Source organism: Acinetobacter apis, assembly GCF_900197575.1.
In the GTDB taxonomy this organism is placed as follows: Bacteria; Pseudomonadota; Gammaproteobacteria; order Pseudomonadales; family Moraxellaceae; genus Acinetobacter; species Acinetobacter apis.
Genome location: NZ_FZLN01000001.1, coordinates 1022529 through 1047045 on the forward strand (window position 1 = coordinate 1022529; position 24517 = coordinate 1047045).

Here is a 24517-nt window from a genome sequence, read left to right on the forward strand (position 1 = left end):
AGCTATATAAAATAATAAAAGAGACCTTAGCGAATTAAGGTCTCTTTCAACTCATCACAATAATCAGCCTATCTTTGCATCATCACACGGCGTTTATCTAAATGCTTTGTTCGGTTATATGCCCTACCGTAAGAGTCTCGTACAGCATGAGCCAGTTGTTGTTCAATAATATTTACTGGAAACTCTAACACTTCATCGAGTAAAGTACGTATAATGGCTCTAAAACCATGCCCTACCATGTCATCTTTTGAATATTCCATACAGCGTAAAGCCATATTAATTGTCATTTCTGAAATAGGACGTTTAAGCGAAGACTGACTAGGAAACACAAATTCAGAATGGCTAGAAAACTTATAAGTCTCTTTAAATATGACCAATACTTGTGTAGATAACGGAACAATATGTTCTAGCCCTGTTCTGCTTGCTGTTTTAGGCGGTGTATAGCTCCATGTAGCATCATTTAAGTCTATGTCTGCCCATTTAGCGTTACGAAGCTCTCCAATACGTACAAACACCAATAGCGCTAATTGTAATGCAAGCTTAACTAGCTCAGACTGGCTTTTATATGCATCAATATTTACCAATAATTGCGCAAAGTCGTTAGGTTCAGTCAAAGCTGCATAATGTTTGGTTTCTTTCTTTATAATGGTACCAGCCAGATCTAATGGTACCAGCCAGATCTGCAGCAATATCACGTTCACATAAACCACGCTTCACTGCAAACCTAAACACTTGAGACGCTTTAGAACGTAACCTTAAAGCATTCTCAACATATCCTTTGGCTTCTTCTTTCTCAATCGCTTTAATTAAGTGTTTGGCCTTAATGTCTGTAATGGCCATTTTGCCAATTTCACGGTAAAGCTTTTGGTAAATACGTTCATTCCGAACCATTGTACCTGGTGCTAACTTCTCTTTACTTTTATAAAGTTCAGCAATCGCTTCAAACGTATTTTCTCTTTTTTCACGCTCAGCATTTACAATATTTTCTTTTTGTTCTTGCGGGTCAATATTCTGAGCAATCATTGCACGATACTGTTCACGCAATTCACGTGCTTTCGCTAAAGAAAGTTCAGGATAATAACCAAGAGACAATGTATTTCTTTTTTTACTAATTGAGCGTGTATAGCCAAATCTCCACATCATTGTATTATTTTTTCGAATTATAAAATTCAATCCATGACCATCAGACACACGAATATCTTTATCTAACCCATTATTTGAATTAGATTTTAGTTATCGAATTTTGGCTTTAATTTTTGCTATCAGAAAACGGAATAACTTGTTTTGGCATGTTTTTGCGTTACACATATGAGTACACAAAGTACTGTAACGCAACCTGTACTCTTAAAATGCGTTACAACTCTATTCAAGTTTATACAACTTTACACAGGTTACAAGCTCTAAGATTATTATTATTCAACACTTTACGCAATTTTATACAACTTTGTACAATGTAATTGGTGCGCCCAGCGGGACTCGAACCCACTCCACAGGCTTCGGAAACCTGTACTCTATCCAGTTAAGCTATAGGCGCATTACGCGCACATCATACCAAAAAAAATACGTAGGTAAAGCAATCATTCTAAAGTAAATTTTTAATGTACAGGTTTTAACCACTTCGTTATTAGGTGATTTTGGTAAGAAGGCTTGGCTTATTTTGCAATATGTTTCACAATATAGCGAAATAGATTGGTATGAGAAGTTGCATGACAAATGCTTTAATGCTGCATGAGCTGTCCAAAACCTATAAAAACGGTTTTCAGGCTTTAAAAGGTGTAAGTTTAACAGTACCTCAAGGAGAGTTTTATGCTCTGCTTGGTCCAAATGGTGCTGGGAAATCGACGACTATTGGCATTATCAGTTCATTATCAAAACAAACGTCAGGGCAAGTCAATATCTTTGGTTATGATTTGGCAACGCACCCGTCCGAGGCAAAGCAACACTTAGGTGTTGTACCACAAGAGTTTAACTTTGGTCACTTTGAAAAACCGCTTGATATTCTCATCACGCAAGCAGGTTTTTACGGCATTCCTAAAAAAGTAGCAGCAGCACGGGCAGAAGAATATTTGGAAAAGCTAGGATTATGGTCGAAGCGAAATATTCAATCGAGAATGTTGTCTGGTGGTATGAAGCGCCGCTTAATGATTGCTCGTGCACTCATGCACAAACCACAACTTTTAATTCTAGATGAGCCCACCGCAGGGGTCGACATTGAACTACGACGCTCTATGTGGAGTTTTCTACAAGAAATTAATGATCAAGGCACTGCGATTATTCTAACCACACATTACTTAGAAGAAGCTGAAATGCTTTGCCGTCGTATTGCAATCATTGATCAAGGGGTGATTAAAGAAGATACCTCAATGAAATCGTTTTTGAATCAGCTGACAGAAGAGTCTTTTATCTTTGATTTGCAAACAGCAATTGAACCGATTGAACTTGAGCTGATTGGTATTCAATTTAATTTAATTGACCCTGTCACGCTAGAAGTGACTATTCATAAAAACCACACATTGAATGAATTATTTCAACTTTTCGAAGCGCTTGGCATTCAAATTCGCGGCATGCGTAATAAAGCAAACCGTTTAGAAGAGTTGTTTGTTAAAATGGTTGAGAACAAAGAGGCAGTTTCATGAATATTACACAACTGCGTATTGCCCTATGGACTCTTGTCTCTAAAGAAGTCCGCCGCTTCATGCGAATTTGGCCACAAACATTACTGCCTCCTGCCATTACCATGAGTTTGTATTTTGTGATTTTTGGCAATTTAGTTGGCTCACGCATTGGTGACATGGGTGGATTCACCTATATGCAATTCATTGTACCTGGCTTAATTATGATGGCAGTGATTACCAACAGCTATTCAAATGTCTGTTCAAGCTTTTTTAGTGCAAAGTTTCAGCATAGCATTGAAGAGCTAATTGTGAGTCCAATTCCATTATCATTGGTTTTGTGGGGATATGTCATTGGTGGAATTTGCCGTGGTGCTTTGGTCGGGTTAATTGTGACCACAGTCAGTTTATTCTTCACACATTTGGCAATTCATAATATTTTAATTACGCTGTATACCGTGATTGTCACTAGTATTTTATTTTCATTGGCAGGCTTTATTAATGCCATTTATGCAAAGTCGTTTGATGATATTTCAATTATCCCAACCTTTGTTTTAACACCCCTCACCTATTTAGGTGGTGTATTTTATGCCATCAGTGAACTCAGCCCACTTTGGCAGAAACTGTCATTGGTAAATCCTATTGTGTATATGGTCAATGCATTTCGTTACGGTATTTTAGGGCACAGTGATGTGAACGTCACCACATCGCTTATTGTCATGACAGTATTTTGTGCTGCTTTTTATATTATTGCTTATTATTTATTATCTCGTGGTTCAGGAATACGTGAATGAGTGTAGAACAATCTTTATTAGGTAAAGATACCAACTATCCAACCGAATATCAGCCATCCATTCTTTTTCCGATTGCACGTGCGCCATCGCGTGAGTTGTATCAAGAGATTGAAGGTATCCAACTAGGTACTGATTGGTGGCATGTATTTGAACTGTCATGGTTAAATGAACATGCTGTTCCACAAGTTGCTATTGGACGGTTGAGTATTCCTGCAACCTCACCTTATTTGATTGAATCAAAATCACTAAAATTGTATTTCAACAGTTTAAACTTCACTCAATTTGAATCTAAAACCAAGCTGATTGCAACCGTAGAGCACGATTTGTCACATGCAGCGCAAGCAACTGTGCAACTTGAGTTGATTGATGCCAATGGACTACAAGTCGACCAGCCACTTGGTTTATGCATTGATGACCTAAAACCAACAGCTCAGTCACATATACCTGATGCGAAGCTGCTTGCAAACGCTGCATCTAATGAACAAATTGAAGAGTATTTGCACTGTAACCTACTGAGAAGTAACTGCCCTGTGACTGGTCAGCCAGATTGGGGAACGTTGTTTATTCGTTATGAAGGCAAAAAAATATGCCACAACAGTTTACTTGCTTATATTTTGTCGTATAGACAACACAATGGTTTTCACGAACAGTGTGTTGAGCATATTTTTGCAGATCTATGGACAAAACTACAGCCTAAAAAATTAATGGTTTATGCAGCTTATACACGTCGTGGTGGCTTGGATATTAACCCCTGCCGTGTTTCTCAGCAAGATTGGCTACCAAAGCAACCTCTTCGCTTGGCTCGACAGTAAATCTAACTTGCGGTGTGAAATGCGGTATATATTAATATGCCCATTCACACTGTTAAAATTTATCGATAAAGCAACTATAAAGTCGAGAGATTCAAGGTTATAATTGCAGTCATTAAATCAATAATGAATAACGCATTAATAATCTTCGCTGACGGATGAGTGAGAAATTTATGGCATATTTTGGATTTACTCCATCACCTGAGTTGCTTTCAAAAGTTCAAACTCTCATTGCAAAAAAAAATAGTTCAGAAAAACTCTATGAGTATCGAGATGAAATTGCATTAATGATCAATCAAGAAATTATTGATGCGTTACTTGGCAATGTCGTTAAAAATTTCCCTCCAAGCGATAAAAAAGAAACTGCTGAAAAATTAGCACGATTCATTCAATCTAGCGTTGCTGTATTGTTGAAACAACTCTTGGGTAAAGCCTCTAATGCAACTGTGCAGCAATCTATTACTTTTTCTAAGAAAAGTTTATTTCAAAACCATGCCAAAGCATACTTTATTGGTGAAACCCTTGATCGCCCTATTGTAATTAACCTCAAACAAAGTTTTGCTGCATTAAAAGCAGGTGAAAAAGTAGATTTAACACTTTTGGCAGAAGACTATAAATTGTTTGCTGATGAAACCATCCGTCATTTTATGCATGATTTTTATCAAACGCTTGATCTTGGCATGATCAAAAGAAAAACAGCAGATATTGGCTGTACAGCCACCACCAAAGCTGTGCGCATTGCCATTGATAAAATTATTCCACATCTTAATAAAGATGAACTGAAAGTGCTTGCAACACATCACGACCAATTGTTTTTTGAATAGTCCATATTTGGTTCAACTCATCGACACAAGATCAAACTTAAGCTTTGTCTTTGGTTATGCTAGCATTTCAACTGCTGTCCACTCATTATTAAGACCACATCATGCCACCTATTCAATCTAAATTTTTACGCCAAGCGCCTCGTGATGGGCTTAGTACTGCGATGAAACCATCACGCTGGCAAAAAATTCATCTTGATCCTTGGCTGTCTCTATTTTTATTCCTGAATGCATGTTTAGGCTTATTTGTTTTATATAGCGCTTCAGCACAAAATATTGCATTGGTAACCAAGCAAGCTATGAGCTTTGGAATTGGCTTTACCGTCATGATTATCATTGCGCAAATTCCACCCAAAGTATTTCAAACCTTTTCACCCTACTTTTATTTATTTGCGGTGGTGTGTTTGGTTGCAGTGAAGTTATTTGGTGAAATTCGGATGGGTGCTCAACGATGGTTAGATGTACCTGGGATAGGCAGTGTTCAACCCAGTGAGTTCATGAAAATCGGTATGCCCATGATGGCCGCTTGGTTTTTAACACGCTATCCCTTACCACCAAGTTTTAAAAATGTTGTTATCACCTTAGTATTGGTATTCATCCCATTTATTTTGATTGCAGAGCAACCTGACTTAGGTACCTCATTGCTTGTGATGGGTGGTGGCATTTTTGTGTTATTTCTAAGTGGTTTATCGTGGAAACTGATTGGTTTTTCGTTGGCTGCTGCAGGTATTGTTATTCCTGTAGCTTGGGAATTTTTATTGCATGATTACCAACGTCAGCGTGTCCTGACCTTACTTGACCCTGAAGCAGATGCACTAGGGACAGGTTGGAATATTATCCAATCTAAAACTGCTATTGGTTCTGGCGGTTTTTCAGGAAAAGGATTTTTAAATGGGACACAATCACACTTACACTTCTTGCCCGAAGGACATACTGATTTTGTCATTGCTGCATATTCTGAAGAATTTGGCTTGATTGGCGTATGCATATTAATCCTTTTATATTTTGCAATTATTTGTCGTACCTTTCAAATTGGTATGCAATCGTTTCATAACTATGGCCGATTGCTAGCAAGTGCATACAGTTTGTCATTTTTTGTATATGTCTTTGTAAATGCAGGCATGGTGAGTGGCATTTTACCTGTAGTCGGTGTACCTTTACCTTTCATGAGTTATGGCGGAACTGCTATTATTACGCTAATGACATCTTTTGGCATTGTGATGTCGATACATACACATCGCTAATTTTTGGACTTTATTATGTGGCTTAAATCATTTGCAAAAACCAGTCAGTCAACATTACTGTCAAGTGCGCTATTTATTTTAAGTGGCGCAGTTGCTGAGGCGAATGATTTTTTGCTGTTGCCTAAATATAATGAATTTCGAGAAAAAACCAGCCAAAAATATCAGCTCAGTCCTGCACAAATTGACCAAGCCATGCTTGGTGCAAAAAATCGACCGAATATTTTACAAATTATGGAACGCCCAGGCGAAAGTAAACCTTGGTATGATTATCAAAGTATGTTTCTTACTGAAGGCACCATTGCACGTGGTGTGCGTTTTAAAAACCAATACTTAAATGAGTTGTATCGTGCTGAACACCAATACGGTGTACCTTATTCGGTCATTTTAGGTATTTTAGGTGTAGAAACAGGCTATGGAAACAACAAAGGCAGTATTGTGACCCGTGATGCACTGGCTACACTTGCCTTTGGTTATGAACGTCGTAGTGACTACTTCACTGATGAACTCGGTGCCCTGATCGCATGGACCTATAAAGAAGGCTACCCAACATCAAGTATTGTTGGCTCCTATGCAGGTGCGATTGGTTACCCACAATTTATGCCAAGCAATATTAGTAAATATGGGGTCGATTTTGATGGCAATGGTCATGTTGACCTGCGAAACTCTGCATCTGATGCCATTGCATCTATTGCCAATTATCTCATGCAACATGGCTGGAGACGTGGACAACCGATTGGGGTCTTAGCGCGTTATACAGGTACGACGCCTGATCAAGTTATTGCTAAAGACTTAACACAGCCTGTTCCTTATGGCGTATTAAAGCAACAAGGCGTGCAATCTTTAGATCCATTGGTACAAATTGATGATTTGGAGCTTGTAAATTTAATTCAGTTACAAGGTGAATTAGGTCCAATTTACTACTTAACATTCCCGAATTTCCAAGTCATTACCACCTATAATCGCAGCCGCATGTATGCAACAGCTGTGTGGCAGCTCGGCCATGAAGTTTCGCTCCGATAAAGTGAGATACATAAAAGAAAAATATAGTCAAACACTTTATTAAAAAGTAGGCTAAAAATCAATGAATGTTACAATATTGTATATTTTTTAACCTAAAAACCACCTGTTTTTACTGTTTTTGTAACTATTTCCGAACTTAACCTAGACAGATCATAGATAAGCCGAATATTATCCCTGCTACACCAAATTACTGCTGTATCAGTCTGATTGGGCATATACTTACACTTTTCAATGATTTAGTTTTATTTATTATTGAAAAAGAGGATCCTTCTAGGAGATTATTCATGCATTCACCCGCGAAATTATTTGCGATTGCGGCCTTGGGGCTGGTGATATCGCAAACACACGCTGATTTAGTGCAATCCCCCTCTATGAGTGTGGACAACGATGCATCAAGTCTGGCAGCAAAAGTACTTAAAAACGATCAACGCGCTTCAAGCTACAACAACCTCTCCTCTCTAAATACACTTTCAATCACTGAACGTTCTAACGATAAAATCCGTCGTCAAACTTTAGCTTCTAAAGTTGAAGTACCAGAAGATGAACCTTCAGTCATTGATCGCCTAAATACTGTAGCATCAAATACAGTTCGTAAGTTTAGTCAAACAGGTGTTGCATCTTGGTATGGTCGTCAGTTCCATGGCCGCAAAACAGCCAATGGCGATACTTTTGATATGAATGCGCTGACTGCAGCACATCGCAGCTTACCACTCAACTGCTTTATTCGTGTAACGAACAAAGACAATGGTAAAAGCGTTGTGGTCAAAGTGAATGATCGTGGTCCATTCCATGGCAACCGTGTTTTAGATTTATCATATGGTGCTGCTAAAAAACTTGGCATTACTAATTCAGGTACTGCAAAAGTTAGCATTGAACGTGTAGACAGTCCAGCATCTTAATTCTATATTCCCTCTCTTATTAATATCTTCCATTTTATGAATTGAGACTAAAACGACGGATCGTTTTTTTCTTCATTTCTGTCATGTCTTTTGTTATTGTGGCTTAAACTTTGACACCGAACATTTTAGACATAAAAAAAAGCCCCTGATCAGGGACTTTTATTTTTAACTTCGAATTACTTGTTGCCAGCAGCTTGTGCAGCAGCAACTTCTTCTGCAAAGCTTAATTCAGCTTTTTTCTCAATACCTTCGCCAACTTCAAAGCGGGCAAATTCAACAACTGTAGTCGCTGTAGATTTTAGAACATCAGCAACTTTTTTGTCGTTGTCAATCACGTACATTTGACGCTCAAGAACAACTTCGTTTAAGTATTTCTCAACTGAACCTGTCACCATTTTCTCAACGATGTTTGCAGGCTTACCAGATTCGATTGCTTTTGCTTCTGCAATTTCTTTTTCTTTTGCAACAAGCTCAGCAGGAACGTCTTCTGCACGTGCCGCAACTGGGTTAAATGCTGCAATATGCATTGCTAAGCCTTTACCAGTGTCTGCTTGACCTGTGTAAGATACGATAACACCGATTTTCAAGCCATGCTTGTACACAGCAAGGTTTTCACCTTCGATGATTTTTGCACGACGAAGTTGGATGTTTTCACCAATTTTTTGAACAAGTGCAATACGCGCTTCTTCAATAGTTTGTGTTTCGTCGTATTTCAACTCAGCCAATTGAGCAACGTCAACTGTACCAGTTTCTAAAATAACTTGTGCAACGCGATTAGAGAAGTTAGAGAAGTTCTCATCTTTTGCAACGAAGTCAGTTTGACAGTTCACTTCAAGTACAACTGCTTTATTACCTTCTTGTACAATGGTGATTGCACCGTCAGCTGCAATATTACCTGCTTTTTTAGCAGCTTTTGCTTGACCTGACTTACGAAGGTTATCAATTGCAACTTCAACATCGCCATTTGCTTCTGTTAAAGCTTTTTTGCATTCCATCATTGCAAGACCAGTACGGTCACGTAATTCTTTTACCATGCTTGCAGTAATTGCAGTCATGTTATTCTCCTAGATTAAGGTAGAAAATAAATCTTTTAAGAAAAACGGCCCAAAAAGTTATGGGCCGTGTGCATGTACTTTTATTGACGCTCAATGTGTCATTTTTACATGTCATAAAAATGACAATCATGCGTCATAAAAACGCATTAAGCCTCTGGAGCTGTCTCTTCAGTTTTAGCTTGTGCATTTGCTTGAGTCTGAGCATATTCTTTACCAGCAAGAATCGCATCAGCCATCGCAGAAGCATAAAGCGTTACTGCACGGATCGCATCATCATTACCAGGAATAATGTAATCTACATTATCAGGGTTTGAATTTGTATCTACAATACCGATAACAGGAATACCAAGATTTTTTGCTTCTTTAATTGCAATTGCTTCGTGGTCAACATCAATGATGAATAAAGCATCAGGCAAACCGCCCATGTTTTTAACACCACCTAGTGAACGCTCAAGCTTATCCATTTCACGCGTACGCTCTAATGCTTCACGTTTAGTCAGTTTAGCAAAAGTACCGTCTTGTGATTGAGTTTGAAGATCTTTCAAACGGCTGATTGATTGGCGAAGTGTTTTCCAGTTCGTCAACATCCCACCTAACCAACGGTGATCAACATATGGTTGACCTGCACGTTGCGCTTGCTCACGAATAATATTTGAAGCTGCGCGCTTTGTACCTACAAACAATACTTTATTTTTTTTGCTTGCCAATTGGTTTACAAAATTTAAAGCATCGTTTAACGCAGGAACAGTGTGCTCAAGGTTAATGATGTGAATTTTGTTGCGAGCGCCGAAAATATATTCGCGCATTTTTGGGTTCCAAAAACGTGTTTGGTGACCAAAGTGTGCGCCTGCTTGAAGAAGGTCGCGCATGCTTACGTTGTAATCTGCCATTTCTTTTACCTTAAAGTTTGGGTTAGGCCTCCATATGTCCTCATTCTCCACCAAATAGGCACCCAGAGTAATGTGTCGACATATGTGCGGATTTTGTTCCCCATAAGATCAGCCTTTGTGTAATAAATTTATTCACAAAAGCATTTGATAAAATGGGTGCGTATTTATACCATAGTCACACACAAATTACCAAAAGTTTTTAGTTATCATGAATAGTACATACCAAGCACCTAGTCGACTGATTAAAACACCAGATGAAATTGAAAAGATGCGTGTTGCAGGGCGTTTAGCGGCAGAGGTTCTTGAGATGATTAAACCTCATATCAAGCCCGGTGTGAGCACGCTTGAGATTGATAAAATTTGCCATGACCATATTGTAAATGTACAAGATGCTATTCCTGCTTGTTTAGGTTATGGTGCAGCGCCAGGTCGTGCTGCATTCCAACATGCAACCTGTACTTCAGTGAATCATGTGGTTTGTCATGGCATTCCATCTGAAAATAAAATCTTAAAAAAGGGTGATATTTTAAATATTGATGTCACCGTCATTAAAGATGGTTACCACGGCGATACCAACATGATGTATGTGGTGGGCGGTGAGACCAGTATTTTGGCCAATCGCTTATGCCAAGTGGCACAAGAAGCACTTTATGTTGGGATTGAAAGTGTAAAACCTGGTGCCTATGTTGGCGATATTGGCGCTGTGATTCAGAAGTATGTTGAATCTGAACGCTTTAGCGTGGTACGTGAATACTGTGGTCACGGCATTGGCTCAGTATTTCATGATGAACCACAAATCTTACATTATGGACAAAAAAATACAGGCATGCGTTTAGAAGCAGGCATGACTTTCACCATTGAACCGATGGTCAATGCAGGTGTTTGGCAAACCAAAACATTAGGTGATAAATGGACAGTGGTTACGAAAGACCATAAATTATCAGCTCAATATGAACATACATTATTGGTTACACCAACAGGGGTCGAAATTTTAACGCCGCGCCCAGATGAAGATTTAAGCCGTTTTGCTTAATGATAACCTGACCGTTCATGCATAAAAAAAGCCATCAATTGATGGCTTTTTTGTTTGAACTCTTACTTAAATGTTTTGAATCGTGTTGCATCTTCAATAAAATCTTTTTCGCCTGCTGGCGCTTCAATTGAACCAAACACCAATTGAGCATTAAGTTTCCAATTTGCAGGTACATCAAACGCTTTTGCAACCTCTTCGTCTGCTACAGGACTATAATGCTGTAATGATGCGCCAATTTTTTGCTCTGACAATGCTGTCCATACTGCAAATTGTGCAATTGCGCTTGAATGCTGTGACCAAATCGGGAAGTTTTCTGCATAGATTGCAAATTGCTCTTGCAAGCCTTTGACAACATCTTGATCTTCGTAAAATAATACCGTGCCTTTACCCGCAGCAAAGCTATTTAATTTATTGTCTGTCGACTCGAATTTATCTGCAGGTACAATTTGACGTAATGCCTCTTTCACAATGCCCCAAAACTTTTCATGTGCTGCATCAAATAAAATGACTGCACGTGAAGATTGTGAATTAAAAGCAGATGGGCTTAAACGAATTGATTTTTTTATTAGATCTTCAATGGCTTCATTTGATAATTCAACTTGATTGCCAATTGCATAAATGGTACGGCGATTTTCTATTTCTGTAATAAATGACATCGTATTTCGCTCCTCAATGAGACTTCATTTTTTGAACTAAAATGAATTATTTATGCTTCTGTTCTTTGATTATATAAATATTTTACAGAACAAATATAGGTTGATCTTTACAACACAGTGTCCTATTTTTGTAATGATAAAAAAAGGGCATCGTGTGATTACCATGCCCTTTTTAATTGATTAAAAATAACTATTTGTCTGTTTCAAACAAAGCAGCAACAAACGATTTGGCAGAAAAAGGTCTTAAATCGTCAATTTTTTCACCTACCCCAATAAAGCGAATTGGAACATGTGTTTGGTTGGCAATATTAAATAACACACCGCCTTTGGCTGTACCATCTAACTTGGTAATAGTAATACCTGTTAACCCCACCACCTGATCAAACTCTTTGACTTGATTGATTGCATTTTGTCCAGTACCTGCATCAACCACAAGCATAATTTCATGTGGCGCAGTCGCATCTGATTTCTGCATGACACGTTTTACTTTACGCAGCTCTTCCATCAAATTGCTTTTATTATGTAAACGCCCTGCTGTATCTGCAATTAACACATCAATGCCTCTTGCTTTTGCACTTTCAAATGCATCATAAATCACGGATGCACTGTCAGAACCATGCCCTTGTGCAACCACAGGAATATTATTACGCTCACCCCAAATCTGTAATTGTTCTGTTGCAGCCGCACGGAAAGTATCACCTGCAGCTAGCATGACTTTTTTGCCTTCACCCTGTAGCTTTTTGGCCAATTTACCAATGGTCGTGGTTTTACCTACACCATTAACACCCACCACTAAAATAACATACGGGGTTTTACTACTGTCTATTTCAAGTGGCTTAACACAAGGCGCAAGTACACTGACAAGTTCTTCTTGCAAAGCTTTATATAAAGCATTTGAATAAATTAAATCACCACGCGCTGTACGCTCAGTTAAATTTGTAATAATTCTTTTAGTTGCATCTACACCAATATCTGCAACCAATAATTGCTCTTCAACTTCTTCTAGTAATTCATCATCAATTTCTTTACCACCGATTAAGATATTTACAATACCATCAGTGAAGTTTTTACGTGTTTTGGTTAGCCCTTCTTTCATCCGCCCAAAAAAGCCACCTTTTGCTTTTTCAGTCTCATGAGCGTCTTCTTGCTTAGATGGCTCAACTGTAGGTACGTTTTGAGCAGCGGCTGGTGTTTCGACAATAGGAACATCCACCGCAGGTAAGCTTGGCAACGTTACATCATCATCACCAATGTCTGCATCAATCAAAAACGTATTCGACCCATTGTTTTGTTTTTGCATGCTGATCCCTTGAAAAACACGGCGTAAATAAAAAGAAATTCTAACATAAATCAAAACAAGAAGGAGGCTGACAACACATCAAATCATTGCATAGGCGCACAAACTTCATTAAAGGAATAAAGACGATCAACCATCACAAGAATAAAAAGGTCAGCTTAAATACATTTGCCGTCATATAAACTACATGAAATTGGCCACTTACAGAATGTTAACATCTGCAACATATTTACCGCACTATTTTTCTTCATATCCCCTTATTGTATAAGCTTGTATATCAAAAAGAAAAAGGTCCACTCATGGTAAATAAATTTAATATTCCAGCACAACAACAAGAACATCCAGGCAGCGATGCACAGTTAAAACCACAAGCTGAATTTATTGCAAAAGATTATCTAGGCAGTAAAAAGCTTGTAGGTAAAGTTGCTTTAATTACAGGTGGTGATAGCGGCATTGGTCGTGCTGCAGCATTACATTTCGCTAAAGAAGGTGCTGAAGTAGCAATCACCTATTTAAAAGACAGTGATGTAGAAAAAGTAGATGCAGAATGGGTGAAAGATTGGGTTGAAAATGAAGGCGGTGTATGCCGTATTTACCCAGTAGATTTACGTCACAGCCAAGAAGGAATTGACCTTGTTAAGCATGTTGTTGCAGACTTTGGTAAATTAAACATTGTTGTGAATAATGCAGGCACACAATATCCAAATGATGATTTAGCAACTTTAGAAGATGAACAGTGGTTAGATACATTTGCTACCAATGTACACTCTATGTTCTATGTTACCAAAGCAGCTTTACCTCATTTAAGCGAAGGCGATGTGATTATTAACACATCATCTGTAAACGGTTATTTAGGACCAGGTAACATGGTGGATTATTCAACCACCAAAGGCGCGCAAATTTCATTTACCCGTGCGTTATCAAACCAATTGTTAAAGCGCGGTATTCGTGTAAATGCAATTGCACCAGGCCCTGTATGGACACCGTTACAACCTGCATCACTTGGACGTTTCAACCCTCAATTTGTTGAAAACTATGGTGGAAATTCACCAATGGAACGTTGTGGACAGCCAAGTGAATTAGGACCAAGCTTTGTATTTTTGGCAAGCAGTGATTCATCATTTATCACAGGTCAAACGCTACATCCAAATGGCGGTATGATGGTTGGTGGTTAATCTATAAATTTTAAAACCATTTGTTGATGCGGTATCATTTATCGACATGAACAAATGGTTTTTTATTTGGGTTTGGTAGGATCAAGAGCCGGATAAGTTTGAATGCTTTTGCGCTCGCGTTCATAAGCACGAACCAACTGAAAATAAGTGCCTTGATCTATTTTTGGCTGCCGAAGTGCCTGTTTGGCAAGACGCTGGGTTAAAGGATATTGACTTTGATGAGCGACAGTTACCACATATTGATATTGCTGATCTGATACAGAAACCTTTAATAATGCATATGCATAAATAAATACACAGCAAATCACCACTGCTACAGTAATATATGGCATGCGCTGCCATGAAATAGTTTCATCAATCTTTTGATAAAGCCGTGTTGACTTAAACATGATTCCCCTTAACTGCCCATTTGCTGACCAAGTACTACGGTCTAAATCCACATCATTACATAAAATAGTCATCTACATGTGCAAGGTGTATTTTATATTTACAATTTAAAATAATGAATATGTCACGAGACAAAGATTGTGAACTGATCACCCTTTAAAAATATTCTTTGAAACATTTGTTAAATCTTTATCACATTATTCTATATAAGAGCTCTTTTTCTTTACCAAATGCTCATGTAGAATGAATCTATACCAAGCTGGAATCAGGATGAACTGGCCTTAGGTATAGATGTAATATTTGTTTAACACAATCACGTTAAATTGAATATTAGGACTTGTGAGAAGTCCTTAAAATCATAACTAGAAAATTAAGGAGCTTAATATGATTCAACAACTCTCTCAGCATGACTTAGAGCATGTATATACTACAGCAGTGAATACAATTCAATCGCAAATGAACTTTTCAGATGCTGTAACTGATCTAGAAAACGTAGCGCGTGCAGGACATGGTAAAGCGGCACTTTTTCTAGCAGAGCTTTATTTACAAGGCTTCCGTGTAGAACGTGATAGCTATAAAGCTGAATACTGGCAAAAGATGGCAACCATGGTTGCTTAGTAAAACGTCACCTCGGTGGCGTTTTGTTTTATGGGCATATTGTATTGCCCCACACCCTTCTCACTGCTATTTTGATGATGTATTGTGTTTTTGCTCTAAAAACTTAAGCCAAAAATAACCCGCCAACAACCCCAAGCCAATCACATATAGAATCGCTGCCGCATTTAGAAAAATAAGATTATGATCTTGGGTTAAAATCCCAAATAACAGCCCGCAAATTGCAGGCGATAATAAAGCATTTGATCCTTCAGACACCGTGGGCGTCACTAAGCATGCAAATAAAATAAGTGTTGTGATTGTACAAAAAGCCGAATATGGCTTAGTAATCAAATACCAACTGAGCAAAACCAAAAACACGCCTACACAATAAACAGTGATTGCAATCATCCCTTCTGGAAAGGCATCCAATAAAGAAAGTAATTGATGTAAAACACCGTCTTGTGTATTAAGCACCGCGTAATCCCTCAGGTTCAACCGCATTCGGATTAATTAAGCCTTCAGGCGGTACTTGAATAAAAAAGCCTCTCGTGGTGAGAGAATCAATCACATGGTGAATATTTACACGTGCAAGTTTTTCGCGTGTGCTTAAATCTAAGCTCATTACAAATGTCGCTTTACCAAAGGCAACGCGCATCGCATCAGGAATGACAGACAATGGATCTGTGTTCTCATCTTGCTGTTCTGATCGCGCAATATAAAGGTACATTTCATCTTTTTTGCTTGAGCGGTAAATATCACAATTCATAACAGACCTTTATCGTTAAACAGCTTATCTTTTCAATTATACAAGAGATCAATGCGAGTTTTTCATTTGTTGTGCTAAATTTTGCTCGTCTTGACGTAACAAATCAAGTAGTGGCACAACCAATAACTCATAACGCCAACCGGTTAAATAGCTTGATAAGTGTTGTGTATGATTATGGCGTAACACCACATGATGATACAGCTCACTGAGCCATTTTTTACGCATCAGCACTGCACGTGGTACTTGCGTTTGCTCTGCAACATGATCAATGAGAGCATCTATTTTTTCAGAGACCTCTTTAGTAATAAATTTAACAGGTCGTGCCATACTTGATGGCCAATCATCTTTTGGCGGTAAATTTTTTAATAAATCTAAAATCACACTGCCATATTCACGAATAGTGCTTGGACGAAGCCCTTGAATGCTTGCCAATTGAAAATGATTTTTTGGACTTTTTTCTACAAGCTCAATCATTACATTGTTTTTAATCACAAAGCTTTTTGGAATATTAATCGCTTTAACCAACTGATCACGCCATACACACAACTGTTGTAATTGCATCAATTGACGGCGTGAATGGCGATAATTGGCAACATCTGTATATAACTTTTTAATGGGTGTTTCTTTGGCAATATCACGTGCCAAAGAAGCGCAATCTTCTTCAACATAACTAAGTAGATTTTTCTCAATCAGTGCCTGCTTGATATGATCAGCCAATTCAGGCAAATAGGCGACATCATTCACTGCATAAAGCAATTGTTCATCACTCAGTGGACGCTGTGTCCAATCAGATCTAGTTTGGTCTTTTTCAATATGAATGCCTAAACAATCTTTTAAAGCATTTTGATAACTGGTTTGTAACCCGTAGCCTAAAAAGGACAATGCAAGTTGTGTATCAAAAACATTTTGAAGCGGTTTTTTGCCTGAATAGTAATAAATTAGATCGATATCTTCACTACAGGCATGAAAAATATTTTGCTTTGCATTGGCAATGGTTGTCCAAAAAGCACTGAGATCAAGTGTTGTACCATCAAGCAGAAAAATTTCATGCTCAAAATTAATTTGAAATAAACCCAATTTCGGCCATAACGTGTCGACCTTTATAAATTCGGTGTCTAACGCATAGGTATTTTGATGACCCATTTTATCTAACACACGAGTCAGTTCATCTTGGTGTTGTATAAATTGAAACGTACTCATGTGAAGTGCCTAATGTTAAAAAACAATCATATTGCGGATATGAAGGTTTATATCACGCAAGTCCAATATCTCGTCACCTTTTACAACAAAGGTGTTTTATTTTTATGCAATTAATAAGATATATGCTGATTATTTGAACTGCAAGCGCTGATGTAATGCTTGGCCCAACGTATGGCTGTCCACATATTCAAGTTCACCACCTTGTGGTACACCTTGTGCAATTCGTGTCATTCGTAAAGGCAAATGTTTACATGCTTCAAGCAAATAATGTGCTGTTGCTTGCCCTTCAACGGTGGCATTGGTGGCAAGAATAACTTCTTCAATTTGACCTTGTTGTAGTCGTGCCATTAATGCAGGAATGCCAATTTCTTCTGGACCGATTCCATCTAAAGGCGACAAACGACCGCCCAATACATGATATTTGCCACGAAAGCTTCCTGTTTGCTCAATGGCCATTACATCCGCAGGAGACTCTACCACACACAATAAGCTGTCTTCTCGGTCATAAGCTTGGCAAATGGAACAAATATCATCTTCTGTTAAAGAATGGCAAATGGAACAAGTTTGGATATGATTTACCGCATCATGAAGTGCATTGGCCAATATTTCAGCCCGCTCTTTATTTTTCATAATCAAGTTTAATGCCATGCGCTGAGCCGACTTTGGCCCAACGCTAGGCAAAATACGCAGTGCCTGTACCAATTCATCAAATTTTGGGCTAAACATGCGTATATGTCCTCTTTAAAATAATCCAGCAAGACCTGGTGGCAAGCCTGAACCTGCACTAGCAGATTTCATGGTTTCATCAGCAATCACTTCTGCTTGACGTGATGCATCATTCATTGCCGCAGCAATTAAGTCTTCGATCATGTCTGCATCATCTTGTAATAAATCTGGATTAATTTCTATACGTTTTACAATATGACGACATGTCATCGTCACTTTGACTAAACCGCCACCTGCTTCTGCATGGACTTCAATGCCTGCCAAAGACTCTTTGGCTTTTTTCGCATTTGCTTCGACTTCTTTTTGCATGCGTTGTGCTTGTTGCATCAACATATTAATATTCATCACAAAGCTCCACTATTAAATCAAATCTAAACCGCGAGATAAGTCGCGAATAATATCATGAATATCTTCTAAACCCACAGAAAGTCGGATTAAGCCTTCTTTAATCCCTGCAGCTTGTTTGGCTTCTTCAGATAATTTGCCATGTGTTGTGGTGGCAGGATGGGTAATGGTTGACTTTACATCACCCAAATTTCCTGTAATTGAAATAAATTGTGTACTGTCAATCACGGTCCATGCCGCAGGACGCCCACCTTTGACTTCAAATGAGACAATACCACCAAAGCCTGCTTGTTGCTTTTTCGCAAGCTCATGCCCTGGGTGATTTGGCAATCCTGCATAATAAACTCGCTCAACTTTCTCATGCTGCGCTAGCCATTCAGCAATTTGCTGTGCATTTTCACAATGGGCTTTCATACGGATTTTAAGCGTCTCTAAGCCTTTTAAAAATACCCATGCATTAAATGGACTCATCGATGGCCCAAGTGTACGCACCACAGAAAAGACATCTTCAAGCAATTGATGTTGGCCAACCACGGCACCACCTAATGCACGCCCCTGCCCATCAATGTATTTTGTTGCAGAGTAAACCACCAAATCTGCACCCAACTTTAATGGACGCTGTAATGCTGGTGTACAAAACGTATTATCAACCACTAGTAATGCATTTGATGCATGTGCAATGTTTGCAATCGCTTGGATATCACCAATTACAGCCAATGGATTTGATGGAGATTCCATAAAAAACATTTTGGTGTTTGGACGAACATGCGCTTGCCATGCATCTAAATCTGTTAAATCAACAAAATCAATATCAACGCCAAATTTACGAATGTAACGGTCAAATAAACCCACAATTGAACCAAAAACATCGCGTGAACAAATGACATGGTCGCCTGCGTTTAAATATGCCATTGTCACTGCAAGAATAGCACCCATGCCTGAGCCTGTTGCTACAGCACGTTCACCACCTGCCAAAGCGGCAAGACGTTTTTCAAACATGGCAACTGTTGGATTGGTAAAACGCGAATATACATTTCCAGCTTCTTTGCCCTGAAATTTATTGGCTGCTTCTTGTGCGTTTTTATAGACAAACGAAGAGGTTAAAAAAATCGGTTCGCCGTGTTCACCTTCATGCGTCCGTTCATGCCCTGTTCGAATGGCCAATGTATCTAATGCCAATGAATAATCTTCTTGTTCACTCATACTTGTGCTCTAAATTTACCAGCTTAATTATTATAGTATTGTGAGCGTCTAGATGAATCGTGGTCAAGTAGAAACTGATTTACTCAGCATAAAGATGACATATCAGCACACCATGAAATCAAACAAGACCGACTGATTAATACGAGTTTTATCTAGACGAATTTAAAAATGCCGATTACGATGAAAAAAACACACAAAGAACAAGGACAGCACATGACACAAATCGTATCGTTCATCGGACTTGGTGCAATGGGTTACCGCATGGCAGCACATTTACCTCAAACCTTTTCAGAGGTTCGTGTATGGAACAGAACATTTGAAAAAGCACAACAACATGCCAAAGATTATGGCACACAAGCCACCTCTCTTGAGGAAGCAGCTCAAGCAGATATTATTTTTTCATGTTTGCCAACCAGTCAAGATGTCGAACATCTCATTGCAACGCTTGAGATTAAACCTGGTGCCATTTGGGTGGACTGTACAAGCGGTGTACCTGCAAGCGCCAAAAAACTTATTGCTGAGCTCAAACTAAAAGATGTCGATTATTTAGATGCACCTGTAAGTGGTCAAACCATTGGTGCTGAAAAAGCCACATTAACATTTATGGTGGGTGGCTCAGCTGATGCATTTGAACGTGCCTTACCTGCAATGCAAGTCTTAGGGAAACTCATTAAACATGTGGGCGATTCAGGTGCAGGCTTTGCGGTTAAGGCTGTAAATAATATGATGATGGCAATTCATTTATGCGCGGCATGCGAAGGTGCTTCAACATTAAAGTCACATGGTGTCAATGTGCAAGAAGCATTTGAATGTATTAATGCCTCAAGCGGACAAAGCGCAATTACCACATCTATTTTACCTAACCGTGTATTTAACCGCGCATTCCCATCTACATTTGCCTTGGCCTTGTTAGCGAAAGATACAGGCATTGCATTGGATTTAGTGCAAGAAAATAAGCTCTCAGCACCTATAATTGCAAGCACACAAAGCTTGGTACAAGCGGCAAGCAATTTGGTGGAAGCAGGCAGTGATTTTTCAACTTTAGCCAAAATGTATGAATCTATTAATAAAGTCACGATTGAGTAACCCGACAATGGGGGTCTTGTTTTTTTAATCATAAAGCCCCATATTAAAATACAAGGACATACTATTTTTAGTACCATCCACTGTATAAACGAGGTATCTCATGAATAAGTTTTCTGCTGTATTTCTTGCAAGTTTAGCGTCATTCGCTTGTGCTTCTGCGTTTGCAGCACCAACATCTCAAGAATGCCAAAAGTTGCAAAATGACTATAATTTAATTTACGCATCTAAAGGTTTCTGTTTTAAAGATGCTGATGCTAAAGCAAAATATGGCAATGACAACTGTTTTACCAGTAAGCCAAAATTCTCTGAAAAAGAGCAACAACGTATTGATCAAATCAAAGATCGCCAAAAAGCATTAAACTGTAATTAATGAACCAGCTGCCCTCTTCTTTGGGCAGCTTTTCATTTGAATTTAACTAAAATCGGTTTATTGAACCATGAATAGCACATACGACCCACAAAACATTTTTGCCAAAATTCTTCGTCAAGAAATTCCTGCCATTAAAGTCTATGAAGATGAGCAAACTTTAGCATTTATGGATATCATGCCTCAAGCCAATGGACACACTTTAGTGATTCCTAAAGCAGAAGCTGTGACTTTATTAGATTTATCTGCAGAACAAGCAGCCTACACCATTCAAATTGTACAAAAAGTCGCGCGTGCTATTGAAATTGCATTAGATGCTCAAGGCATTGTACTTATGCAACTCTCAGGTGAAGCTGCAGGTCAAACTGTGCCGCATGTTCACTTCCATTTAATTCCATCTTCAATCCATGAAATGAGACAACATGCCGCTCAAGCAGGCGATCCTGAAGAAATTAAACAGACTGCTTTAAAAATTAAAGCTGCACTTGAGCGTGTATAAAATAGATAGCCATGCAAATCTATGACATGGCTATCTAAAATTACATATTAGGCACTCGATTGAGTAAAGTGAGTGTGGGTTCATCTGCTAATTTTTCTAATAAAAACTGAATTAATACTTTCATTTTACTTGGTAAATAACGCGTGGGCGGATATAACAGCCAAGCTTCGCCACTATAATAGGTTTCAAAAGTCCAATCAGGTAACACTTGGATTAATGTCCCTTCACGAATGGCATGCTGCGCAACAAAATACGGTAAACTCGCAATTCCCATATGCTGTAATGCTGCATTCAAACGAATGCCTGTATGGTTGGCATAATAACGCCCTTGTACAGACACCGTAATACTTTTTTGGACTTGAATAAACTTCCACTTTGCATCACTTGGTTGTTCACCCAAACAAATACACTGATGCTGTTTTAACTCATGTGGTCCAGTTGGCTGACCATACTGTTTCAAATACTGTGGTGTTGCAACCACCACATGAGGAATTGTGGTTAAGCGTTTACCCATGAGTGTTCCTGTTGGTGCATTGGTAATTCGAATCACTGCATCCACAGCATCATCAATAAAGTCAATATATCGGTCTTCTAGCAATAAATGTACAGACACATTGGGATAGCGCTGAAAAAATTCAGGCAAATGTGGATGGATCATATAATGCCCAATCGCTTTAGGCACACTTAACCGAATAACACCATGTGGCTCATCGCTTAAATGTCCTGAGCTTTCTACCACTGCTTGTGCTGCTTTTAACATTTCAGCGCAATGTACATAAATCTGCTGCCCTGACTCACTCAAACCCAATTTTCTCGTGGTACGCTGTAATAATTTAACAGCCAAAGCACGCTCTAAACGTGATACTGCACGACTTACAGCGGATGGCGTTTGCCCCAACTGCCTTGCTGCTTCAGAAAAACTGCCTGTATCCACCACTTTGACAAAAACTGCCATCTCTTGTAGTAAATTTAAACTTTGATTTGTGCTCATAGAGAATAAATGATTTGATTTTTAGATAGATTATCACGTTTAAAACAAGCGTATAAAATAACAATCAAGCGCAAAGAAGCACCATATGCTTTTATATTACGATCATTTTCAACCACAGATTAATTTTGATCATACTCATGTCCATCGCATCTTGAATATGCACCATGCAAGCAGGTAGGTTTAATTATGTTTTTTTCACATGCATTGATTACATTAACCATTGTTCATTTGCTTGCACTGATGTTACCAGGTCCTGACTTTGTATTAATTGTTCGTCAAAGTATTCGTTATGGCCGTAAAATTGCATTGCTAAGTGCTTTAGGCATTGCATGCGGCTTGTCTGTCCATGTTATGTATACCGTATTTGGCTTAGGCTTTATTATAAAAACCACGCCATGGTTATTTACTGTATTTAAATATATTGGTGCAGCTTATTTTGTTTATCTTGGTATTCAACTGCTGAGAACACCACGTCAAGCACAAACCACATTAACAGATGCTCACACTCAAACAGACACACACATGACAGCGACACGTGCTTTTGTCACGGGGGTGATGACCAATGCTTTAAACCCCAAAGCGACCATTTTCTTTTTGGCCATTTTTACCACCATCATTGACCCTCAGACTGCTTTTTCAACCCAACTTCTTTATGGTGTATGGATGTGTATTGTGGCTGCACTTTGGTTTAGTTTGGTCAGTGTGGTATTTTCGCAGCATAAAATTCGCCATGCTTTTTTAAAAAAGGGTTGGTTACTTGATAAAGTGGTTGGGTCAATCTTAATTATTTTGGCAGCAGAGCTGATCATTACACACTAAAACATCATTAAAAAAGGTGGCTCATCGCCACCTTTTTTAATGTCTTATATACGTTTTATTTGATGAATCCTGATACTAAGCCCAATACCTTTTTAATATCATCATTGGCTTCTTTGTTATCAGATTGCTCACCCTGTGGGGTTAATGCATTAATAATTTGTGGTAATACGGTACTGATCGCACTATAAACATCACTTTTTTCACTGTTGGTTTCATTGGCAACTTGTGAAACATCTTGATCATCAAATAGACCCTGTACATGGCTATTTGATACATTATCACCTGCTGCAGATGGATCTACCCAACTTTGCACTTGACTCGTTAAACCTGCACCACGCAATTTATCAAGCGCAGCTTGTAAACCGCCTTGTTGCTGAATCCAAGATAAAATTAATGGCACAACAGCCACTAAAATAGATTGGGCATTCAAACCCCCACCACTACTGCCTTGTTCTGCATTTTGATTATTGTTACTGCCGCCAGTTAATGAACCGACCACTGAACCCAATACACCACCTAGGCCTGATGAGCTTTGATTATTGTTATTGTTGCCAAGCTGACCAATGACTGAACCTAACACGCCACCTAAGCCTGATGAGCTTTGGTTATTTTGTCCGCCGCCTAATGCTTGCTTTGCTAAACCCTCGACAATACTTGCTAAATTGGTCATGTGAAAACCTCTATAATTATATGTTGACTATAAAAATACTAACGTACTTCTAAAATACTGTATGTTACTTTTTGCTATTTATCTTACCAGCGGAATTTATTCCAATGCTCAGGGTTGGCCCAAAAACGTGAATTTAACCAATCAGGTACTTGCTTATAATTTAAAATATTAAATTGCCATACCATCAATTGTTCATCATCTAGAATTTGATTTAACATTTGCGTTAAACCTAATGCTCTTAACTGCTGAGCTTGTTTTTGATCTGCAATCACAATTAAACGTTTGGCCATTAAATCACGGAGCTTCACAATCAGTTGTGATTGCTGTTCATTGGGTAAATCAGAAACAGTTTGCTCATGCAAGACCACCACAGCCAAATCATAACGCTGTGTAAATGGCAGATTTAAAAAATCAGATGCGTTAAAATATTGCCAATTGATTGCTTCAGGCGAGTACACCGTAATATCTTGCCCAAGGCACAATGCAGTATGAATCGGCTGTTGTTGACGTAAATCGTCTAATAAAGACGTTAAAACATGTTGCTCAGCCATGCCTG

30 protein-coding genes and 1 tRNA gene are annotated in these 24517 nt (G+C 38.6%); 14 read left to right on the forward strand and 17 right to left on the reverse strand.

Annotated elements, in window-relative coordinates; translation table 11 throughout:
* Positions 1-68 precede the first annotated feature (68 nt).
* The 3 genes from CFY84_RS11330 to CFY84_RS04725 form a co-directional block, all read right to left on the reverse strand.
* Positions 69-614: a tyrosine-type recombinase/integrase gene (locus CFY84_RS11330; RefSeq protein WP_228149597.1), complete on the reverse strand. Its 546-nt coding sequence runs from the start codon at positions 612-614 to the stop codon at positions 69-71.
* Complete coding sequence (locus tag CFY84_RS11335) at positions 607-1191, reverse strand: tyrosine-type recombinase/integrase (RefSeq protein ID WP_228149598.1); 585 nt, start codon at positions 1189-1191, stop codon at positions 607-609. The genes CFY84_RS11330 and CFY84_RS11335 overlap by 8 nt, the downstream gene beginning before the upstream one ends.
* A 267-nt stretch (positions 1192-1458) precedes the next feature.
* A tRNA-Arg gene (locus CFY84_RS04725) sits at positions 1459-1534 on the reverse strand.
* A 172-nt stretch (positions 1535-1706) separates the two neighbouring features.
* Here CFY84_RS04725 and CFY84_RS04730 point away from each other — a divergent pair.
* From CFY84_RS04730 to CFY84_RS04760, 7 genes are all read left to right on the forward strand, one after another.
* Positions 1707-2636 (forward strand): ABC transporter ATP-binding protein, encoded by a 930-nt coding sequence (locus CFY84_RS04730; protein WP_088823029.1) that lies wholly within the window; start codon positions 1707-1709, stop codon positions 2634-2636.
* Complete coding sequence (locus tag CFY84_RS04735; protein WP_088823030.1) at positions 2633-3406, forward strand: ABC transporter permease; 774 nt, start codon at positions 2633-2635, stop codon at positions 3404-3406. Before CFY84_RS04730 ends, CFY84_RS04735 begins: the two co-directional genes overlap by 4 nt.
* Positions 3403-4218 (forward strand): NADPH-dependent 7-cyano-7-deazaguanine reductase QueF, encoded by an 816-nt coding sequence (gene queF, locus CFY84_RS04740; protein ID WP_088823031.1) that lies wholly within the window; start codon positions 3403-3405, stop codon positions 4216-4218. The genes CFY84_RS04735 and queF overlap by 4 nt, the downstream gene beginning before the upstream one ends.
* 170 nt (positions 4219-4388) lie before the next feature.
* On the forward strand, positions 4389-5039 hold the full coding sequence (locus CFY84_RS04745) for a hypothetical protein (protein ID WP_088823032.1): 651 nt from the start codon (positions 4389-4391) through the stop codon (positions 5037-5039).
* Between the two features lie 101 nt (positions 5040-5140).
* Entirely contained in the window at positions 5141-6280 is a 1140-nt protein-coding gene (gene rodA, locus CFY84_RS04750) for a rod shape-determining protein RodA (RefSeq protein ID WP_088823033.1), read from the forward strand.
* A gap of 15 nt (positions 6281-6295) precedes the next feature.
* Entirely contained in the window at positions 6296-7300 is a 1005-nt protein-coding gene (mltB, locus tag CFY84_RS04755) for a lytic murein transglycosylase B (RefSeq protein ID WP_088823034.1), read from the forward strand.
* A 284-nt stretch (positions 7301-7584) separates the two neighbouring features.
* Complete coding sequence (locus CFY84_RS04760; protein ID WP_088823035.1) at positions 7585-8199, forward strand: septal ring lytic transglycosylase RlpA family protein; 615 nt, start codon at positions 7585-7587, stop codon at positions 8197-8199.
* Between the two features lie 176 nt (positions 8200-8375).
* Here the strand turns inward: CFY84_RS04760 and tsf are convergent, their stop codons facing one another.
* Entirely contained in the window at positions 8376-9254 is an 879-nt protein-coding gene (gene tsf, locus CFY84_RS04765; RefSeq protein ID WP_088823036.1) for a translation elongation factor Ts, read from the reverse strand.
* Positions 9255-9400: 146 nt separating this feature from the next.
* Positions 9401-10144, reverse strand: coding sequence for a 30S ribosomal protein S2 (rpsB, locus tag CFY84_RS04770; RefSeq protein ID WP_088823037.1), 744 nt, complete (start codon positions 10142-10144; stop codon positions 9401-9403).
* Positions 10145-10352: 208 nt separating this feature from the next.
* Here rpsB and map point away from each other — a divergent pair, with 208 nt between their 5' ends.
* On the forward strand, positions 10353-11177 hold the full coding sequence (gene map / locus CFY84_RS04775) for a type I methionyl aminopeptidase (RefSeq protein WP_088823038.1): 825 nt from the start codon (positions 10353-10355) through the stop codon (positions 11175-11177).
* A gap of 62 nt (positions 11178-11239) precedes the next feature.
* On the opposite strand, the gene CFY84_RS04780 is transcribed toward map, so the two are convergent.
* Together CFY84_RS04780 and ftsY are read right to left on the reverse strand one after the other, a co-directional pair.
* Positions 11240-11833 (reverse strand): nitroreductase family protein, encoded by a 594-nt coding sequence (locus CFY84_RS04780; protein WP_088823039.1) that lies wholly within the window; start codon positions 11831-11833, stop codon positions 11240-11242.
* A 190-nt stretch (positions 11834-12023) separates the two neighbouring features.
* On the reverse strand, positions 12024-13133 hold the full coding sequence (gene ftsY / locus CFY84_RS04785; protein ID WP_088823040.1) for a signal recognition particle-docking protein FtsY: 1110 nt from the start codon (positions 13131-13133) through the stop codon (positions 12024-12026).
* Positions 13134-13429: 296 nt separating this feature from the next.
* Here ftsY and CFY84_RS04790 point away from each other — a divergent pair, with 296 nt between their 5' ends.
* A complete protein-coding gene (locus CFY84_RS04790) occupies positions 13430-14305 on the forward strand; it encodes an SDR family oxidoreductase (protein ID WP_088823041.1) in 876 nt (291 codons plus the stop codon).
* A 62-nt stretch (positions 14306-14367) separates the two neighbouring features.
* Here the strand turns inward: CFY84_RS04790 and CFY84_RS04795 are convergent, their stop codons facing one another.
* On the reverse strand, positions 14368-14766 hold the full coding sequence (locus CFY84_RS04795; RefSeq protein ID WP_088823042.1) for a hypothetical protein: 399 nt from the start codon (positions 14764-14766) through the stop codon (positions 14368-14370).
* A gap of 310 nt (positions 14767-15076) precedes the next feature.
* Here CFY84_RS04795 and CFY84_RS04800 point away from each other — a divergent pair, with 310 nt between their 5' ends.
* A complete protein-coding gene (locus CFY84_RS04800) occupies positions 15077-15310 on the forward strand; it encodes a hypothetical protein (RefSeq protein ID WP_088823043.1) in 234 nt (77 codons plus the stop codon).
* Positions 15311-15376: 66 nt separating this feature from the next.
* On the opposite strand, the gene CFY84_RS04805 is transcribed toward CFY84_RS04800, so the two are convergent.
* The 6 genes from CFY84_RS04805 to CFY84_RS04830 form a co-directional block, all read right to left on the reverse strand.
* Positions 15377-15790, reverse strand: a complete 414-nt coding sequence (locus tag CFY84_RS04805) for a hypothetical protein (protein WP_407640186.1) — start codon at positions 15788-15790, stop codon at positions 15377-15379.
* Positions 15756-16055: a YcgL domain-containing protein gene (locus tag CFY84_RS04810; RefSeq protein WP_088823045.1), complete on the reverse strand. Its 300-nt coding sequence runs from the start codon at positions 16053-16055 to the stop codon at positions 15756-15758. Before CFY84_RS04810 ends, CFY84_RS04805 begins: the two co-directional genes overlap by 35 nt.
* Positions 16056-16103: 48 nt before the next feature.
* Complete coding sequence (locus tag CFY84_RS04815) at positions 16104-17255, reverse strand: ribonuclease D (protein ID WP_088823046.1); 1152 nt, start codon at positions 17253-17255, stop codon at positions 16104-16106.
* 129 nt (positions 17256-17384) lie between these two features.
* Positions 17385-17981, reverse strand: coding sequence for a recombination mediator RecR (gene recR, locus CFY84_RS04820; protein WP_088823047.1), 597 nt, complete (start codon positions 17979-17981; stop codon positions 17385-17387).
* Between the two features lie 15 nt (positions 17982-17996).
* Positions 17997-18326, reverse strand: coding sequence for a YbaB/EbfC family nucleoid-associated protein (locus tag CFY84_RS04825; RefSeq protein ID WP_088823048.1), 330 nt, complete (start codon positions 18324-18326; stop codon positions 17997-17999).
* Positions 18327-18341: 15 nt separating this feature from the next.
* Positions 18342-19529, reverse strand: coding sequence for an O-succinylhomoserine sulfhydrylase (locus tag CFY84_RS04830; protein WP_088823049.1), 1188 nt, complete (start codon positions 19527-19529; stop codon positions 18342-18344).
* A gap of 180 nt (positions 19530-19709) precedes the next feature.
* On the opposite strand from CFY84_RS04830, the gene CFY84_RS04835 reads away from it, so the two are divergent.
* From CFY84_RS04835 to CFY84_RS04845, 3 genes are all read left to right on the forward strand, one after another.
* Complete coding sequence (locus CFY84_RS04835; RefSeq protein ID WP_265734645.1) at positions 19710-20615, forward strand: NAD(P)-dependent oxidoreductase; 906 nt, start codon at positions 19710-19712, stop codon at positions 20613-20615.
* 100 nt (positions 20616-20715) lie between these two features.
* Entirely contained in the window at positions 20716-20985 is a 270-nt protein-coding gene (locus CFY84_RS04840; protein WP_088823050.1) for a YARHG domain-containing protein, read from the forward strand.
* Positions 20986-21052: 67 nt separating this feature from the next.
* Entirely contained in the window at positions 21053-21481 is a 429-nt protein-coding gene (locus CFY84_RS04845) for an HIT family protein (protein ID WP_088823051.1), read from the forward strand.
* 40 nt (positions 21482-21521) lie between these two features.
* Here the strand turns inward: CFY84_RS04845 and CFY84_RS04850 are convergent, their stop codons facing one another.
* Positions 21522-22472, reverse strand: coding sequence for a LysR family transcriptional regulator (locus tag CFY84_RS04850; protein ID WP_088823052.1), 951 nt, complete (start codon positions 22470-22472; stop codon positions 21522-21524).
* Between the two features lie 186 nt (positions 22473-22658).
* Between CFY84_RS04850 and CFY84_RS04855 the strand changes: the two genes are divergently transcribed.
* Positions 22659-23291, forward strand: a complete 633-nt coding sequence (locus tag CFY84_RS04855) for a LysE family translocator (RefSeq protein WP_088823053.1) — start codon at positions 22659-22661, stop codon at positions 23289-23291.
* A gap of 55 nt (positions 23292-23346) precedes the next feature.
* Here the strand turns inward: CFY84_RS04855 and CFY84_RS04860 are convergent, their stop codons facing one another.
* Positions 23347-23961: a YidB family protein gene (locus CFY84_RS04860; protein ID WP_088823054.1), complete on the reverse strand. Its 615-nt coding sequence runs from the start codon at positions 23959-23961 to the stop codon at positions 23347-23349.
* 83 nt (positions 23962-24044) lie between these two features.
* Positions 24045-24512, reverse strand: a complete 468-nt coding sequence (locus CFY84_RS04865; protein WP_088823055.1) for a DUF6231 family protein — start codon at positions 24510-24512, stop codon at positions 24045-24047.
* Positions 24513-24517: the final 5 nt, after the last annotated feature.

Excerpts from the sequence above, each read along its gene's own strand:
- CFY84_RS04730 (WP_088823029.1), top strand. The coding sequence starts at position 1,707 with ATGACAAATGCTTTAATGCTGCATGAGCTGTCCAAAACCTATAAAAAC.
- CFY84_RS04735 (WP_088823030.1), top strand. The coding sequence starts at position 2,633 with ATGAATATTACACAACTGCGTATTGCCCTATGGACTCTTGTCTCTAAA.
- queF (WP_088823031.1), top strand. The coding sequence starts at position 3,403 with ATGAGTGTAGAACAATCTTTATTAGGTAAAGATACCAACTATCCAACC.
- CFY84_RS04745 (WP_088823032.1), top strand. The coding sequence starts at position 4,389 with ATGGCATATTTTGGATTTACTCCATCACCTGAGTTGCTTTCAAAAGTT.
- rodA (WP_088823033.1), top strand. The coding sequence starts at position 5,141 with ATGCCACCTATTCAATCTAAATTTTTACGCCAAGCGCCTCGTGATGGG.
- mltB (WP_088823034.1), top strand. The coding sequence starts at position 6,296 with ATGTGGCTTAAATCATTTGCAAAAACCAGTCAGTCAACATTACTGTCA.
- CFY84_RS04760 (WP_088823035.1), top strand. The coding sequence starts at position 7,585 with ATGCATTCACCCGCGAAATTATTTGCGATTGCGGCCTTGGGGCTGGTG.
- tsf (WP_088823036.1), bottom strand. The coding sequence starts at position 9,254 with ATGACTGCAATTACTGCAAGCATGGTAAAAGAATTACGTGACCGTACT.
- rpsB (WP_088823037.1), bottom strand. The coding sequence starts at position 10,144 with ATGGCAGATTACAACGTAAGCATGCGCGACCTTCTTCAAGCAGGCGCA.
- map (WP_088823038.1), top strand. The coding sequence starts at position 10,353 with ATGAATAGTACATACCAAGCACCTAGTCGACTGATTAAAACACCAGAT.
- CFY84_RS04780 (WP_088823039.1), bottom strand. The coding sequence starts at position 11,833 with ATGTCATTTATTACAGAAATAGAAAATCGCCGTACCATTTATGCAATT.
- ftsY (WP_088823040.1), bottom strand. The coding sequence starts at position 13,133 with ATGCAAAAACAAAACAATGGGTCGAATACGTTTTTGATTGATGCAGAC.
- CFY84_RS04790 (WP_088823041.1), top strand. The coding sequence starts at position 13,430 with ATGGTAAATAAATTTAATATTCCAGCACAACAACAAGAACATCCAGGC.
- CFY84_RS04795 (WP_088823042.1), bottom strand. The coding sequence starts at position 14,766 with ATGACTATTTTATGTAATGATGTGGATTTAGACCGTAGTACTTGGTCA.
- CFY84_RS04800 (WP_088823043.1), top strand. The coding sequence starts at position 15,077 with ATGATTCAACAACTCTCTCAGCATGACTTAGAGCATGTATATACTACA.
- CFY84_RS04805 (WP_407640186.1), bottom strand. The coding sequence starts at position 15,790 with ATGCGGTTGAACCTGAGGGATTACGCGGTGCTTAATACACAAGACGGT.
- CFY84_RS04810 (WP_088823045.1), bottom strand. The coding sequence starts at position 16,055 with ATGAATTGTGATATTTACCGCTCAAGCAAAAAAGATGAAATGTACCTT.
- CFY84_RS04815 (WP_088823046.1), bottom strand. The coding sequence starts at position 17,255 with ATGAGTACGTTTCAATTTATACAACACCAAGATGAACTGACTCGTGTG.
- recR (WP_088823047.1), bottom strand. The coding sequence starts at position 17,981 with ATGTTTAGCCCAAAATTTGATGAATTGGTACAGGCACTGCGTATTTTG.
- CFY84_RS04825 (WP_088823048.1), bottom strand. The coding sequence starts at position 18,326 with ATGAATATTAATATGTTGATGCAACAAGCACAACGCATGCAAAAAGAA.
- CFY84_RS04830 (WP_088823049.1), bottom strand. The coding sequence starts at position 19,529 with ATGAGTGAACAAGAAGATTATTCATTGGCATTAGATACATTGGCCATT.
- CFY84_RS04835 (WP_265734645.1), top strand. The coding sequence starts at position 19,710 with ATGAAAAAAACACACAAAGAACAAGGACAGCACATGACACAAATCGTA.
- CFY84_RS04840 (WP_088823050.1), top strand. The coding sequence starts at position 20,716 with ATGAATAAGTTTTCTGCTGTATTTCTTGCAAGTTTAGCGTCATTCGCT.
- CFY84_RS04845 (WP_088823051.1), top strand. The coding sequence starts at position 21,053 with ATGAATAGCACATACGACCCACAAAACATTTTTGCCAAAATTCTTCGT.
- CFY84_RS04850 (WP_088823052.1), bottom strand. The coding sequence starts at position 22,472 with ATGAGCACAAATCAAAGTTTAAATTTACTACAAGAGATGGCAGTTTTT.
- CFY84_RS04855 (WP_088823053.1), top strand. The coding sequence starts at position 22,659 with ATGTTTTTTTCACATGCATTGATTACATTAACCATTGTTCATTTGCTT.
- CFY84_RS04860 (WP_088823054.1), bottom strand. The coding sequence starts at position 23,961 with ATGACCAATTTAGCAAGTATTGTCGAGGGTTTAGCAAAGCAAGCATTA.
- CFY84_RS04865 (WP_088823055.1), bottom strand. The coding sequence starts at position 24,512 with ATGGCTGAGCAACATGTTTTAACGTCTTTATTAGACGATTTACGTCAA.